The organism is Sulfurospirillum arcachonense DSM 9755, from assembly GCF_000597725.1.
GTDB classification, from domain to species: domain Bacteria; phylum Campylobacterota; class Campylobacteria; order Campylobacterales; family Sulfurospirillaceae; genus Sulfurospirillum_A; species Sulfurospirillum_A arcachonense.
In genome coordinates, this window is the sequence record NZ_JFBL01000001.1 from 218,171 (window position 1) to 234,838 (window position 16,668).

Genomic DNA, 16,668 nt, shown 5'->3' on the forward strand with positions numbered 1-16,668 from the left:
CTTATGGGTTTAGAATATTATTCTAGACCCAAAATATCAATATTTACATTTTTTCCACGCATATTTTCTTTACAAAACTCTACAATTTTCCCATGAAATCTTGCATAAATAGTATTTAAATCCATCTCTTTTTTATAGAGTTTATTGATTTTGTCATAATTACTTTCTATTCCTTGAATTAACCACTCTTGAAGCTCACTATAACTTTCAAATTCATAACCAAATTTCGTTAAAAGTCTATTAGTATAACTATCTACTACCATAGTTTCTTGTCCACATGCATAACAAAGTATACTATCACAACTCTCTTCACCTATACCTTTTTGAGACAGTAACCACTCTTTTGTTACATGTAAAGCAAATTCTTCAAAGCTTCCAAAATCTTCACTTATATTTTGACACAATTTTTTAAGATTTTTTGCTTTATTATTATAAAATCCGCTTGGTTTTATCAATAATGAGAGTGCTGAAACATCTATAGAAGCAATCGAATCTAAATCCAATAAATTACGTTCACGTAAATTTTCTAAACATATTTCTACTTTTTCCCATTTTGCCTGTTGTGTTAAAACTGTACCAACTATCACTTCAAAAGTTCTACTTTTTGGCCACCATAACTCTTCTCTCTCTTCTTTTATGTAACCAGCATCTTTTAATGCTTTAAATAAATCATAACTACTTTGCATACTATAAATCCTAAATAATTTGTGAGTAATAATTATAAAACTGCTTAGCAGTTCTTCCACTTCTTGAAGCTCTATATGATGCAAATATTTTTGCTTGTTTATGTAACTCATCTTTGTCACAATTAAAATCAATAAAATAAGAATCAACTATCTTTAAGTACTCAGTAAAACTTCCTTGATAAAAAGATATCCACAAACCAAATCTATCAGATAAAGATGTTTTTTCTTCTATGGTATCGGAGTAATGTATCTCTTGATTTTCAACAACAGTTCCAATTTTATCCTTATGATACTCTGTAACTAAATGTCTCCTATTTGAAGTAGCATAAATAAGAACATTTGAAGGAGGTAACTCAATGGAACCTTCAAGTATAGGTTTTAAACCTTTATAACTATTATCTCCCTCTTCAAAAGATAAATCATCACAGAATATAATAAACTTATAGGGTAATATTCTAATTTCATCTACAATTTCAGCTAAATCACCTAAATCCTCTTTAGCAAACTCTATTACTCTTAAATTTTCTTTTTTTAAATAATTAAAAATAGCTTTGACTAATGAAGATTTTCCAGTACCACGAGCGCCCCAAAGTAAAACATTGTTACAAGGTTTATTTTGAATAAATGCTTTTGTATTCTCTAGTATTTGTGTTTTTTGTGTATCTATACCTATCAATTTATCTAAACTAATAGGATCAATTTCCTCAATAGCTTTTAATTGCATTTTTTTAGGACGCCAAATAGCTGCATAAGTCTTTTGCCAATCAATCATAAGAGTATTACCTCCTTTTTCGCAAGTACTCTAAAACAGTATCTATAATATCATCATCATCTTTACTTCTTGATTTTAAATGCTCTTTTTTTTCATTTATATCTTTAAGTGTTATATTTTGTCCAAAATTTGAGATAGAAACTATATTTGCCAAAGATGAAAGTATTTTTATTGTTATAATATCTAAAAACTGTTTTGTATAAATATCAAGTTTTCCAAATCTATCTACCATCTCTTCTTCAATATCTAAAACTGCTCTTACATTCTCACATTTACTTAATCTTCTATATAACTCTAAGCGCACTCTATCTTCACTCACATAATCACTACTTACAAAAGCACTAACTGAGAGTTTTATCTCTACTTCTTTTTTAGCTACTGGCGTATTGTTTAAAAGTGTATTTATAGCATCTTCTAGCATCTTAAGATACAAAGCATATCCTATATTTTTTATATGACCACTTTGTGCTTCACCAATTAAATTACCACCACCTCTAATCTCTAAATCATGATAGGCTAAAACAGAACCACTCCCCAAATATGAGTTTGCTTCAAGTGCGATTAACCTTTTTTTAGATTGTTCTGTTAATTTTGCCTTGTCTTTGACTAAAAAGTAACAATACCCTTGTCTTTTACTCCGCCCTACGCGTCCTCTCATTTGATGAAGATCCGCTATACCAAAGTTTTCACTCCCATCAATAATAATAGTGTTTACATTTGGTATATGAATTCCTGATTCAATGATTGAAGTAGAAAGTAGCAAGTCATACTCTTTTTCTTCAAAATGCATCATCTCCTTTTCAGTTACTGCTGCACTTATTTTTGAGTGCAAAACAAGGATTTTTAAACCAGGCATTAACTCTTGGAGTTCTTTCTTTTTATTTTCTATACTCGCAATTCTATTATGAACAAAAAAGATTTGCCCACCACGTCGTAATTCTCTAGAAATTGCTTCTTTTAAAGATTTATCATCATATTCTTTTACAAAAGTTCTTATATCTTCTCTATCCATTGGTGCAGTTAATATTTGAGAGTATTGTTTAATAGAGCTTAGTGCCATATTTAAACTTCTTGGGATTGGCGTTGCACTCATTGAGAGAATATGCACATTTTCTCTCATTTGTTTGAGCTTTTCTTTTTGTTTTACACCAAACTTATGCTCTTCATCGAGTACAATAAGTGCTGGATTTTTCATCTCTACTCCAAGCAAAGAGTGAGTTCCTACACATACTTTTAATTCCCCACTTTTTAGCTCTGCTATGATTCTACTTTTTGCTTTAGTTGAAGTAAAACGGTCAAGTTTTTCTACTCGTATACCATACTTTTTAAATCGCTCATAAAGCGATTTAAAGTGTTGTGCACTCAAAAGTGTAGTTGGAGCTAATAAAATGCTTTGAAAGCCATTTATGGCCGCTAAAAACATAGCATTCATAGCTACTTCTGTTTTACCAAAGCCAACATCTCCACTTAAAAGCCTATCCATCATCTTCGAAGACTTTAAATCACTAAAAATTTCGTTGATTGACTTTTTTTGATCATCAGTATATTCAAAACCAGCATCTTTTTGAAACTCTTTAATTTTTGCTTGTTTATGAAGTGCTGTTGCCTCTATCATCTCTCTTTTTGCTGCAACTGCAATAATTTCACTTGCAATCTCTAAAAGTTTTTCTCTTGTTTTGGCTTTAAGCTTTTGGAAACTTCCTTTTCCAAGTTTATCAACTATCGCTAAATGTCCACCATCACTTATATATCTATCTATAACATCCAAATTTTCAACAGGGAGTAAAAGTTTATCTTCACCTTGATACTGCACTACAACAAAATCTCTCGTACTTCCTAAAACTGTTGTATTTTGTAAACCTTTAAAAAGCCCTACTCCATAATTTTCATGAACGACTAAATCACCAATTTTAAGTTCATCCAAAATCATTGAAGCTTTTTTTCTTCTTCTCTTTTTTGTGGTTTTATTTAAAGATACTATAACTTCTTTAGCACTTATAATATTTACTATTAAATCACTTTGTTTAAATCCAAAATTTAAATCAATCTCTTCTTGACGTAAAAGAATTTCACTTTTTGCTAGGATTGTTATTTTCTTATCTTTATGAAAGTCCAAAAAAGTTTTTAACGAAGCAATCTCTAAAGGTTTAAACTCTTTAGCTTGTGGTAATATTTTTAAAGATTTTAACCGTTCATTAGCTTCTGTATTAAAAAGAGACAGTTCTTCTATCTCTTCTTCTAAATCAGGTAGCAAAGATATATCAAACTCTTCAAAATAGTCTTTACAAATATCTTTAATAGCCCATAATCCTAAAGAGTGTATATCTTTGACAAAACTATCACTATCTATTTTTTCTATTTTTTCACTTATTTCATCGTATTCTTGATTATTTAATGAAAATAGTGCTGGAGATATACTAATCGATTCTAACTCTTCTTTTTGGCTCTTTTGTGTTTCACACTCAAAAAACCTTATGCTCTCTACAGTATCATCAAAAAATGAAATTCTTATAGCATATTTTGAATCAATTGGAAAGATATCTATAATATCTCCACGAAAAGAAACTTCACCTGGACTCTCTACAACATCAACTACACTATATCCCCAATTTAACATCTGTTCTTTAAAAAGAGTAAATTCTAAAGAATCTCCAAATTCTATTGTTTGAGAATCAAATAAATGTTCAGGAGGTAAAGGAGTAAAAAGTGTTCTTATAGGAATTATTAAAACTTTTTTTGTAGATTTATCTTCATAATACTTTTTAAGAGAAGTTAATAAAGAGTGTATTTCTTCATTGAAAGAGAGTAAATCATCACCAAAACTAGCTCTTAAATCAGGTAATATATAAACATTTTTTCCAGTAAGTTGGACTGCATGTGAGACACTAAAAGCATCTTTTTCATTGGCAACACCAATTATATCGGTATTGCCACCATTTTTAAAAAACTCATAAACACAGGATTGCAAACTTATTTATCCTTTGGAAGCTCTTTGTTTAATTGAGTAACATTGTCTCTTTTAATCTTACTTTCACCTTCAAACTCAGCTTTTGCTTCTATCATTAACTCTTTAGATTCTACTTTACCTAAAAATTTACCACCAGCGAGAACTTCAACACCATCACAATTAGCTTCACCTTCAAAAAGACCGTTTACAATAAGTCTATTTGCTGTTATTTCTCCATTGATTTTTCCACCCTTACCTATGGTTACTATACTTTTTGAATTTATTTGACCAGTTATCTCTCCATCTACATGTAAACGTGAATTACAATTAAAAACGCCATCTATCTTAGCTCCACTTGCTATGATTGTGGTTTCGGAAGACGCAGGTGATTCTGCATCAGTTTTATTAAAGATTGCCATGAAACTCTTTTCTCCTTTTTAAATATCTTTTCAAAATTTGAACTATTCCATTTTGTAAAGTTCTCTGGATTTAAAGGTCTTGTGATAAACCGTACTTCATAATGAAGATGTGGGCCTGTTGAGAGTCCACTATTTCCAGTGTATGCAATAATATCACCTTTTTTTACAAAAGTACCTGACTTAACAGGAAACTTTTTACTTAAATGAGCATACGTTGTTTTAAATCCATAATTATGGTCTATTATAACTAAATTTCCAAAACCACTGCTTTTATGATAGCCTGCATACTCAACAACCCCATCAGCAGGAGCATGAACTGGTGTCATCTTTTTTGCTCTTAAATCTAAGCCTCTATGAAACTCTTTTCTTTTTAAAATAGGATGTGTTCTCCAACCAAACTTTCCACTATAACCGTTAGAAGCAACAACAGGACCATTTGGTATATTATTAAAGAAAACTTTTTGTTGCGCTGAAGTAAATTTAATATTTTGAAGCCTGACATCTACTTCTGTTTCTAACGATGGTGTAATACCAACTAAAGCTTCCATATCAGTAATTGATTCTTTTATCGTATTATATTCTTCATTTTTTACTTTGATTTCAGCAAGTAATTTATCATTTTTATTTTTTAAAATTACTTGTTCATTGACTATCTTCTCTTTTTTATGTTCTAGGTCATCAACTTGATCAATTAAAAAATTAATAAGATATGAACCTGCAGCTATCAAAAATATTATAAATAACGTAAAATAAAGTACAAATCTTTTTATAATTTGATTTAAAAGATAATGTTTTGAACCATTCACATCTGTTATGGTTATAGTAAACTTATCGCGCATTTAAAAACTTCTCCACTACCGAAAAAGAACCAAAAACTAAGTACTCTAAATCTTTTTCTATTTTTTTGAATTGTGAGTATTTTATATTTTGAGAATTTAAAGCCTCTTCTAAAGAACTTTTTAACACTTCTCTCTCATTTGATATATCTATAATTTGAACCTCTTGAATAATAGGGTGTAAAATAGACAAAATTTTTGTATACTCTTTATCATTGTAGCTATTATAAACTAAAACTACTTTTTTTGTTCTAAAATGTTCTAATAAAACCGATGCAGCCATAGGATTATGCCCCACATCAATAGTTACGTTATTAGATATTTTTTGACATCTTCCAAAAAGTTTTAGACCATCTAATAGATTTACATCAACTTCAAAACCTAAAAGTCTATATGCACAAAATGCTGTAGAAAAATTATTATAAAAAAATGCTGGATAATTTTTACTTTGTATATAATTTTTTAAGTCATCATAAAATTCATCTTCTAAAAAACTATCAGCAAAAAACAGATCTCTTTTTATTTCATTCACTCTTTTTAAAGCTAAATCATATACCATATTATCATACTGCTTAGCTAAAAGTGCATCATTATTTATGCTTCTTAATTTTGTATTTGCAATTTCTTCAATACTATGTCCTAAAAAGGATTCGTGATCGTACCCAATAGGAGTAACTATACTAAGCTCCTTTTTAAAAACATTTGTAGCATCGTATTCACCACCAAGACCCGCTTCTAAAACAACATATTCACAGTTTTCACAAAAAATCAACATTGCTAATAAAGTTGTATATTCAAAATATGATAGAGCATTAGAATCATCAACATCCAAAATATTTTGTAATTTTTTATGTGTACTTTCAAGTAAATTATCTTCTACATCTAAGCCATTAACCCATATTCGCTCATTAAACTTTAAAATATGTGGTGAGCTATAATGTCCAACTTTATAACCTTTTACATGTAAAAGATGGGCTAAAGCTCTCCCTGTTGAGCCTTTAGCATTCGTTCCAACTATGTGCACTATTTTAGGCAATATAAAATATTTTTCTATTTTTTTATATATGTTAGGAAATCTTTCATAATCTATTTTCTCATAAAAAAGTGGCTTTGCTGCCAAAAAATTTTCTAATCTCATCTATTTTGGATTAGGCATAACTTGATTTCTTCCACCCTCTTTTGCTTTATAAAGCATCTTATCTGCATTTGATATAACTTCTTTCCCAGAAGCTGAATTAGCTCTTTGTGCAATACCACAACTAATTTTTATATCTATTCTCTCGTTTTTATATATAAATTTATAATTTTCTATGATTTTTCTTATTTTATCAGCAAACAAAGAACCTTGATTTAAATCAACTCCAGGTAAAATTGCTAGAAACTCTTCGCCACCATATCTCCCAACAAAATCTGCTTGCCTTACATATTTTCTTAAAATTTTTCCAAGAGTTGATAGAATAAGATCACCTGCTTCATGCCCATAAGTATCATTTACGACTTTAAAATGATCAATATCTAAAAAACAAATAGTATAATCAATCTTATATCTAATATAAGCTTCTTCTACTCTTTTTAACTCTTTTTCTAAAGCTCTTTTTGTTGCTACATTTGTTAAAAAATCTTCTTTACTCTCTTGCTTTGCAATTAATAAAGCGTTTTCTAATTTTTTAACTCTTGTATGAAGTTTAGCTATAGTCTTTTGGTTCTCACCCATTTTAAGACTTAAACCTTTACTTTCATTTTCTAAAGAATTTGCAATATTAATTAACCTATTATGAATTGATTCAAAACCATCTTTAGAAAAATTGATATCATTTAAATCTTTTTTAATATTTTGAACTTCTTCACTACTCATATTAGTACTGTCTATAAGATCAAATATTTTTTTATTAATCTCATCTAAAATTTTATCTAAAGTAGAAATTTTATTTTTTACTTCTTCTTTATCTAATTCTATTCTCTTTTTTATAAACTGTTTAATTTCATCTTGCATAGCAGGAGAAGATATTGCCTGAGGAGAATTTCTAAGTTCATAACTAATCGTTGCTAAATCATCATTCATACTTGAAGCAATTGATGGAGTAAGTGTGGCAACAATCAATGGTGCGACAACTTTATATATTTCACTATCTTCATCTTTAGACAAAATTTTATTGATGTCAAAAACCATTTTTTCAACATCTTCTTTATTTATTTTTCCAAATTTATCAAGTTTTTTTAAAAAAGTATCATCATAATCAGATATAAATTCAAACCATTTGTCTTTTATAATTTCCATTGATTTTACATTTTGTTTTGACTCTAATTTATCTAAAGAAGCATTTGCTAGATTAGTTGCTCGCTTATTATGTAACAATGTTACGGCTTGTAGCACTCTTTTTAATAAAAGTGAAGAAGCAGCTATAAGTTGCTCACTCTCAGCTGCATTACTCTTATTTAATCTTGCTACAAAAAAAGCCAATAATTGATCTATTGTAGAAACATTGATTTTTTTAGCTTCAGCAGACAACCTGGTATCAAGCTTATTTATATATTTTGCGACTTTTTGACAATCTTCAACTACAACACCTTTTCTTTTTGCCACTTCGCAAAAAACTTGACTATAATTATCTGGCGTAAGTGATAAATGATCAGCTCTTATTTTTTCAATACTCTCTTTGATTATTTCATTAATTGTGCTTGCCATCTTAAATCGCTCCTTATTTCATACCCTTAATAGCTATTTTAGATATGAATTCGTTTAATGCATCCAAAGATGCCAATTTAATAGCCTCAAATCTTTTTGAATCAGAGATTATACTATTAGCCTCAATAGGGAAATCATACTCTCCTGTAGTTGAAAAACTCTCACTTTTACCATCTTTTGTTGTGTATTTTGTTTTGAGTGAAACTAAAGCTTTATAAGATACTACATAACCATCTACATCATATAAAATAGCTGAAAATGTCGTAGATCCTATAGAAATATTTAAATGTGTATCAGCTAATTCTTTACTGCTAAGTTTTCCACCAAGCCTAGTAATCACTGCTTCATTTACAGCATCTTTAATAACAACACTATTTTTTGGATCTTTTCTACTAATTGAGACTTCTACATGTATACGTTCACCTAATGCTTCTCTAGCATATCGAACTGAAGGTTTGTACCCACATGCACTTATAAAAACTGCTATTAAAAAAAATCCAAAAATTTTATTCATTATTTTACCACCAAGTTTACTAATCTATTTGGAACATAAATCTCTTTTATTATACCTTTATCTTCTATCCATTTGCTAGCTGCTTCTTTAGCAAGAGTTAATATCTCATCTTTTGATAAATCTTTTGCTACTTCTATTTCTGTTCTTTTTTTACCATTTACTGTAATAGGTAAAACAATACTTGATTCTACAAAAACTTCTTCTATAAGTTCTAATTTTTTAAAGTTGTTAAGTCCAAAAAGATTTTGACTAAGTTCCCAACAAGTATGAGGTATGATTGGTTCAAGTAGATTTAAAAGTACAAAATATCCTTCAGTCCATACATCTTTATTTTCTTGTGCATGTAAAGCATTTAATGCTTCCATTGATGCTGCAATTAAAGTGTTAAACGCATAACCACTTTCAAAAACTTCATTAGATTTTTTCAAAGCTTCATACACTTTTTTTCTTGCTAATTTTGACTCTTTAGACAATGAAGAGTGATCGATACTTGGTATCTCTTTTACTACTTGAGCATTTTCACTTCTATCACTTAAACGTTTAATAAATTTATAAGCACCTTCAACAGCGCTATCATTCCACTCTAACTCTTTTTGCGGAGGAGCAGCAAATAGTATAAAAAGTCTCGCGGTATCTGCACCATATTGTTTAATAATTGCATCAGGATCAATTGTATTGCCTTTTGATTTACTCATTTTTGAGCCATCTTTAAGTACCATACCTTGAGTTAAAAGATTTTCAAATGGCTCATCTGCAGAACTGTATCCCATATCTCTTAATACTTTTGTAAAAAATCTTGCATAAAGTAGATGTAAAATAGCATGTTCAATCCCACCAACATACTGATCTACATTCATCCAATAATCACTGCTTTTTTTATCAAATACTTTATCTTCCCACATAGATTGATCAGTTGTATATCTCATAAAATACCAACTAGATTGAAAAAATGTATCCATAGTGTCCGTTTCTCTTAGAGCATCCTCCCCACAACAAGGACATTTTGTATGTTTCCAAGTAGGATGCGTATCAAGAGGATTTCCTTCTCCTGTAATATCGACATCAGAAGGTAAAGCCACTGGTAGATTTTCTATTGCTTCTGGAACTAACCCACATTTTTTACAATGAATCATAGGGATTGGAGCCCCCCAATATCTTTGACGACTAATTCCCCAATCTCTTAGTTTAAAGTTAATCACTTTTTTACCAAGCTCGTTTTGCTCAAAATCATAAATGATTGCTTTTTGTGCTTTTTTAGAAGTCATTCCTGTATATTTATCAGAATTTACAAGTTTTCCATACTCTGTTGTTGGCTCAGTTCCATCAAAACTATTTTTTTCATTTTCTATTGATTGGATTATTGGTAAATCATATTTTGTTGCAAATTCGAAATCTCTTTCATCATGAGCAGGAACAGCCATAACTGCACCTCCACCATACTCAATTAATACAAAATTTGCCACCCAAACTGGTACTTTTTCACCCGTTAGAGGATGAATTACATCTATCTCTAAACTAAGACCTTCTTTTTCATTTTGAGCACGTTCACGAGAACCCACAGCTTGCATCTCTTTAATTTTTTTGATTTTTTCTTCACTTATAAGTGAATTTTTCATCAAATATTTTACTATTTCATGCTCAGGGGCAAGAGCAGTATATGTTACACCATAAATAGTGTCAGGTCTTGTTGTAAAAACAGTGTATGCGTCAAAATTATTTCCAAGTTTTTGTTTTGACTCGTCACTTAATTGAAAATCAAACTCTAAACCTTCACTTCTTCCTATCCAATTTTCTTGCATAGTAAGAACTTGACTTGGCCAACCTTTTTCAAGTTTTTTACAATCATCTAAAAGTTCTTGTGCATAATCGGTGATTTTTAAGTAATATCCTGGCATTTGACGTTGTTCAACTGGGTTATCACATCTCCAACAACATCCCTCTTCTACTTGCTCATTTGCTAAAACTGTATGACAAGTTTCGCACCAATTTAGAGTTGAACTTTTTTGGTATACTAAACCTTTTTTAAACATTTCTATAAAAATATGTTGTTCATGTTTTGTATAAAGTTCATCACTTGTAGCAAACTCTCTTGTTTTAGAAAAAGAAAGCCCTAAAGAGTTTAACTCTTTTTTCATATAATCAATATTTTCATAAGTCCATTTTTTAGGATGAATACCATGTTTAATAGCCGCATTTTCTGCAGGCATACCAAAAGAATCCCAACCAATAGGATGAAGTACGTTAAAATCTTGCTTTCTAAAATTACGAGCAATAGCATCACCAATAGTATAGTTTCTAACATGTCCCATGTGAATACGTCCACTTGGATATGGGAACATACTTAAAATATATTTTTTTTCTTTACTAAAGTCATTACTTGGTTCATGAGAACTATTTTCATTCCAATAATTTTGCCATTTTTGCTCTATAATACTAGGATTGTAATCCATTCAAAATTCTCCATATCAATATCTATTTTATTTAATGTCTTCGTTAATGTGAACAAATCAAATTAAAGAAAACATTAAAGCACAAAACGAGAGTTATGTGCTTTAAAGTTTATTATCTAAAATTCTTCGCTTGTTTTTAATGCTTCAATAAGTACAAGTGCTAAAGAAAACATATTTGCAATAATTGCACCAATAGCTAGTGAAATCGCTATAGTCATGTTACCAGACACTTGTAACACAATAAAAGCAGGGATTAGATGTAAATCTGCTACTAATGAACTTGCAAAAAGCTCTGCTGAGAGTATATTTTTTACACCAATTTTTAAAAGTGTTGAGATCAAGTTAATACTTGCCGCAACAAATAGTGCAACTTCATTATGCTCATAAAGAAAACCAGCTGTTGTAGTTAAACTCATCAAAGCAAAAAAGATATATATTACTTTTCCCCAATCCATTTTTACGTCTCCTTTTTACAGTCTCCTTTTTACTGAACAAAGTCCAGTAAAAATTCCTCTCACTAAAGCTTATGCTTTGCATAGAATAAACTGTAGTATCTTTTGAATAGCTTTACATGTAGCATCTACATGTAAAGCTAAATTTTAGACAATACCTTGTTCGTATTGTGCTCTCATCTTTTCTTTGTCTATTCTTCTTTTCTCTTTCATTGCTTCTTTTTTCTTATAATCTTCCACATTAAATTTTAACCATTTAAGTAAAGGAGAAGCAACAAAAATTGAACTATACGTTCCTATAATAATACCTACGAGTAAAGTAAATCCAAATCCATGAATAATTTCTCCACCAAACATCCATAACGTTAAAACAACAAAAAATGTTGTAAGTGAAGTTAAAAGTGTACGTGTTAAAGTTTTTGAAATAGAAAAATTTATAATTTCAAATAGATCAAAACTTTTTGAATTTTTCACTTCTTCTCTAATTCTATCAAATACAATAATAGTATCATTCAAGGAGTAACCTAGCAAAGTTAAAAGAGCTGCTAAAATATCTAAGTTTACATCAATTTCAAAAAGAGCTAAGGCTCCCATAGCAATAGATATATCATGCACCAAAGCTATAATAGAAGCAACGGCAAATCTCCACTCAAATCGAATAGTGATATATATAAGAATGGCTATTATAGAAATAATCATTGCCATAATACCTTTTTCTCTAAGCTCACCACCTACTTTTGGCCCAACTATATCTACTCTTCTAATTTCAAAAGTACCAGTGCCTTTTAATAAACCACTAACAATATCGCCTAAATCTTCTTTCACAGAATCACTAGTATTCATAAAGCGTATAACAACTTCATCAGGAGCTCCAAATTCAGTAATTGAAGCATTAGCAAACATTGGATTAACAACAATTTGATCTCTCATCTTTTGAATTGGGGCATTACCTTCATATTTTACCTGAACTATAGTACCACCTGAAAAATCTATACCGTAGTTAAGACCTTTTGTTCCTAAAAAAACATAAGAAGCTATTATCAACATCAATGAAAAAATAATAAAAGGAAGACTTTTACCCATAAAATTATAAGTTTTATCTTTAGAAAAAATTTGCATTATTTACCTTCCCCTTTTATTCCAAACCATAGTGAAAGGTTTTTACTTTTTTCAATACGAGGCATAAAATATTCATATATACCATGAGTTCCTAAAATCGCAGTTAGCATCGATGCTAAGATACCTATACTCATAGTAACTGCAAACCCTTTAATAGGACCTGTTCCATATGCATAAAGTACAACTGAAGCTAAAAGTGTTGTAATGTTCGCATCTAAGATTGCACTCATTGCATTATCATAACCTTTTTCAATTGCTTTTTGAATGCTACTACCAGAGCGAAAAAGTTCACGAATTCTTTCGTTGATAATAACATTGGCATCAACGGCCATACCAACAGTAAGAACGATACCTGCCATACCAGGAAGCGTAAGAGTTGCTCCAAACAAGGCCATAACTGCTAAAACTATAAATAAATTTGCAATCAAAGCCACATTTGCAATCACTCCAGCTATGCCATAATATACAATCATAAAAACTACAACTAAAACAAATCCTGCAAGTAAAGCAAATGTACTAGCTTTAATACTATCAGCACCTAAACTAGGTCCCACACTTCTTTTTTCTAAAAGCTTCACAGGAGCTAAAAGTGCACCACTTCTAAGAGCAATAGCAACATCACTAGCTTCTTCTGGAGTAAAACCACCACTAATTTGTCCGCTTCCTCCACCAATTCTTTCACGAATAACAGGAGCAGAATAAACTATGTTATCTAAAACTATAGCTAAGTGAGTACCTACATTTTTACCTGTAAAATCACCAAATATTTTTGCACCTTCACTATTGAGTGAAAAGTTAATCACTGCTTGATTCATTTTATCAAATCCAACTTTAGCATCAGTAAGCATACTACCGTCTAAAAGAGGAACAGCTTTTAAAACATGCCTCATTTTTGGATTTCTAGAATCTGGCAATATAACATCACCATACTCACTAGCTTCTTCATCACTCATATCATATGCTCTATCACTTCTTAGCTCATCAACTGTCATCATTTGAAGATGTGCTGCTTTAGCAATAAGTTCACGTGCACGTTGTTCTTCTTCACCTGTTTTAATACCAGGAAGTTCCACTAAGATTTTATCTTCACCTTGTCTTGCAACATTAGGTTCAGCTAAACCAAACTGATCAAGTCTATTTCTTATAGTCTCTACTGCTTGATTGATTGCAAACTGTTTTGTCGCTTCTTTTTCTAATTCATTAAGTGAAATATCATAATTTAAAGTATTTTTTTGAAGTACTAATCCAGGAATTTTTTTTAGCATTTCATCCAGATTTTTTTCTTCATCCGGATCAACTAAAGTAAGAGTAACTTTTTCATTATTAATTTTCAAATCATCTATGATGATGTCATTATCATCTGTGAAAAACTTTATACTAGATGCTATAGATTTGATTTTTGATTTTATCGCTTCGTCTGTTTTTACACCTAAAAGCATATAAAGACCACCTTGGAGATCTAACCCCAAGGAAATCTTAGCGCCTTTTTCAGTCTGTAGGAATGTCGGAGCTGACAAGCCTAGTCCAAAAACAATCGCAAGGAAAAAAATCACCAATCGGTAATTTAATCCACCTTTACTCATTAAACATTCTTTTCGATTTTTTTAGCTATATAATCTCTTGAAACTTTTACAGCTACGTCTTCATTAAGTTTAACTTTGATAAAATCATCTTCAGGTTTAATAACCTCACAAATAATACCACCGTTAGTTATAACACTGTCGCCTTTTTTCAAATCGGCAATCATGTTCTTATGTTCTTTAGCCTGCTTTTGTTGCGGTCTAATAACTAAGAAGTAAAAAATCGCAAAAAGAACGATTAATGGAAGCAACGACTGAACAATATCTGCACCACCTTGCATACGAATCCTTTGATAATAAATTTTCAAGGAATTATTCTAGCACTTTTTTTATAATAAAAGGCTTTTTTCTAGCACTTTGTTTTAGTTTATTTATTTATCTTGCTCACTTTTCCTTACATGTAAAGATATTAGATACTATTTTTGCTTTTTTGGGTTTTTATTTTCTTCTTACATGCCAGAAAAAAACTCTTTTACCAACAGGATTTTTTATAGGAATTTTTTGGTTTTATTGGATTAGTTTTAGCTTTAGGTATTATGACTTATCTTATCTAATTCCTCTTGTAATTTTAGGAGTTGGGATTATCTATGGTCTTATATTTTGGTTTATAGGATTTTTAGGTAGAACTATTGAAATAAGAGCGATTTTACTTCTTTTATTGTCTTTTTTCTCTCCTTTTGGATTTAATTGGTTCAAACCTGAACTTATATTTATCAACTCTTACTTTTCTACTAATTTATATCTTTATGGGTTATTTTTATTATCTCTAATTCTGCTAATTAGACTAAAAAAACAATGGAAAATCTTAGGTTTAACTTTGCTTATTGCTTTGTGTTTTATAAATACAAAAAATACATTTATAAAACCATCTTTACATGTAGCAATACCCATTATGAATTTGTCACAAGATAAAAAATGGGAAAAAAGATATAAAAATGAGATTACAAAAAATAATTTTGCTTTTATAAACAAAGCAATAAACGATAAACAAGATTTAATAATACTCCCAGAAAGTGCCTTTCCAACATATTTAAATCTTGATGCTAAAACCCTTGAAAAACTCAAGTTACTCTCTTATAAAATAACTATTTTAACAGGAGCTTTATCAGTAAAGAACAACAAAGTATTTAACTCTTCTTACCTTTTAAAAAATGGTGAATTTGAAGTTGCAAATAAAGTTGTACTTGTCCCTTTTGGCGAAAAAATTCCTTTTCCTAAGTTTGCTGTTGATTTTATAAATAAAACTTTTTTTGACGGAGCAGATGACTATGAAAGTGCCACAAAAGTACATAATTTTACAATAGATAATTATACATTTAGAAATGCCATCTGTTTTGAAGCAACCGTAGATAAACTCTACGAAAATAGTCCTAAGTACATGATAGCTATAAGCAACAATGCGTGGTTTACTCCATCGATTGAGCCAACTTTACAAAACTTACTTTTAAAATACTATGCAAGAAAATACAACACTATAATTTATCATAGTGCAAATAGCGGTATTAGTACTATTATTTATCCTTAAGAGTAAGACTCATTTCATAGACCCACTGTTGCAGTTCACTCATGTCTTCATAAATTTTAAAAACCTTATCTACTATCTCATCTTTAAAAAAAACATCATCTATCATAAACTCTTGATAAGCAAACATTGCACCAAAACGAGAAAGATAAATATGTTCTGCATCTTTATCAAATCCTTGTGGTACCCTTTTATATTTTAATTCAGGAAGCAAATATCCTTTAGTTTTTAACTCTTCTAAGATTACATGTAAAGACTCTCTTTTATTTTTGTTTTTTATGTATTCTCTGTATGTTTTTAAAAGAGGTGGTTTAAAATTTCTTATGCCACTTGCAACAAAATAACTCTGTTTATCATAGTGCATATAAAAGCTGCTACTTTGCATACGATGAGCTTGTCCTTGCCAAAACAGAAGTCCTATTTTACTTTTCATAGGTGTTTTGTCTTTACTAAATCTTACATCTCTGTAAATTCTAAAAAGTGAGCCAGATACTTTTGGTTTAAAATGTATTGTAGGGACTAATATTTGTAGAGTTTCGCCCATCTCTTGGACAAAATTTGTATTTGGAAGAAGTATCTCCTTCTCCCAAATACTACGATGATTTTCAAACCAAGCTTTAGTATTGTTTACTTCAAGTTCTTTTAAAAACTCTATGCCTTTTTTACTAAAGCCTTTAAATTGCAT

General features: G+C 30.0%; 15 protein-coding genes. 1 reads left to right on the top strand and 14 read right to left on the bottom strand.

The window, feature by feature from the left end; all coding sequences use genetic code 11:
• Positions 1–17: 17 nt before the first annotated feature.
• The 13 genes from K354_RS0101100 to yajC form a co-directional block, all read right to left on the bottom strand.
• On the bottom strand, positions 18–686 hold the full coding sequence (locus tag K354_RS0101100) for a 3-methyladenine DNA glycosylase (protein ID WP_024953670.1): 669 nt from the start codon (positions 684–686) through the stop codon (positions 18–20).
• A gap of 10 nt (positions 687–696) precedes the next feature.
• Positions 697–1,458, bottom strand: coding sequence for an ATP-binding protein (locus tag K354_RS0101105; protein ID WP_037939965.1), 762 nt, complete (start codon positions 1,456–1,458; stop codon positions 697–699).
• A gap of 7 nt (positions 1,459–1,465) precedes the next feature.
• A complete protein-coding gene (gene mfd / locus K354_RS0101110) occupies positions 1,466–4,426 on the bottom strand; it encodes a transcription-repair coupling factor (RefSeq protein WP_024953672.1) in 2,961 nt (986 codons plus the stop codon).
• Between the two features lie 2 nt (positions 4,427–4,428).
• On the bottom strand, positions 4,429–4,824 hold the full coding sequence (locus K354_RS0101115) for a bactofilin family protein (RefSeq protein ID WP_024953673.1): 396 nt from the start codon (positions 4,822–4,824) through the stop codon (positions 4,429–4,431).
• On the bottom strand, positions 4,764–5,663 hold the full coding sequence (locus tag K354_RS15310) for a M23 family metallopeptidase (protein ID WP_024953674.1): 900 nt from the start codon (positions 5,661–5,663) through the stop codon (positions 4,764–4,766). Before K354_RS15310 ends, K354_RS0101115 begins: the two co-directional genes overlap by 61 nt.
• Positions 5,653–6,798, bottom strand: a complete 1,146-nt coding sequence (locus K354_RS0101125) for a folylpolyglutamate synthase/dihydrofolate synthase family protein (protein ID WP_024953675.1) — start codon at positions 6,796–6,798, stop codon at positions 5,653–5,655. The genes K354_RS15310 and K354_RS0101125 overlap by 11 nt, the downstream gene beginning before the upstream one ends.
• Positions 6,799–8,346: a GGDEF domain-containing protein gene (locus tag K354_RS0101130; protein WP_024953676.1), complete on the bottom strand. Its 1,548-nt coding sequence runs from the start codon at positions 8,344–8,346 to the stop codon at positions 6,799–6,801. It lies immediately after the preceding gene.
• 13 nt (positions 8,347–8,359) lie between these two features.
• Entirely contained in the window at positions 8,360–8,860 is a 501-nt protein-coding gene (lptE, locus tag K354_RS0101135; protein ID WP_024953677.1) for an LPS assembly lipoprotein LptE, read from the bottom strand.
• Positions 8,860–11,310 (bottom strand): leucine--tRNA ligase, encoded by a 2,451-nt coding sequence (leuS, locus tag K354_RS0101140; protein WP_024953678.1) that lies wholly within the window; start codon positions 11,308–11,310, stop codon positions 8,860–8,862. The genes lptE and leuS overlap by 1 nt, the downstream gene beginning before the upstream one ends.
• 116 nt (positions 11,311–11,426) lie before the next feature.
• Positions 11,427–11,765: a DUF6394 family protein gene (locus K354_RS0101145; protein ID WP_024953679.1), complete on the bottom strand. Its 339-nt coding sequence runs from the start codon at positions 11,763–11,765 to the stop codon at positions 11,427–11,429.
• Between the two features lie 144 nt (positions 11,766–11,909).
• Positions 11,910–12,881: a protein translocase subunit SecF gene (secF, locus tag K354_RS0101150; protein WP_024953680.1), complete on the bottom strand. Its 972-nt coding sequence runs from the start codon at positions 12,879–12,881 to the stop codon at positions 11,910–11,912.
• Complete coding sequence (secD, locus tag K354_RS0101155; RefSeq protein WP_024953681.1) at positions 12,881–14,464, bottom strand: protein translocase subunit SecD; 1,584 nt, start codon at positions 14,462–14,464, stop codon at positions 12,881–12,883. The genes secF and secD overlap by 1 nt, the downstream gene beginning before the upstream one ends.
• Positions 14,464–14,742, bottom strand: a complete 279-nt coding sequence (gene yajC / locus K354_RS0101160) for a preprotein translocase subunit YajC (RefSeq protein WP_024953682.1) — start codon at positions 14,740–14,742, stop codon at positions 14,464–14,466. The genes secD and yajC overlap by 1 nt, the downstream gene beginning before the upstream one ends.
• Between yajC and K354_RS0101165 the strand changes: the two genes are divergently transcribed.
• Positions 14,703–15,986: an apolipoprotein N-acyltransferase gene (locus tag K354_RS0101165; RefSeq protein ID WP_024953683.1), complete on the top strand. Its 1,284-nt coding sequence runs from the start codon at positions 14,703–14,705 to the stop codon at positions 15,984–15,986. The two genes, yajC and K354_RS0101165, sit on opposite strands and share 40 nt — an antisense overlap.
• On the opposite strand, the gene K354_RS0101170 is transcribed toward K354_RS0101165, so the two are convergent.
• Positions 15,973–16,668, bottom strand: coding sequence for a TIGR02453 family protein (locus K354_RS0101170; protein ID WP_024953684.1), 696 nt, complete (start codon positions 16,666–16,668; stop codon positions 15,973–15,975). The two genes, K354_RS0101165 and K354_RS0101170, sit on opposite strands and share 14 nt — an antisense overlap.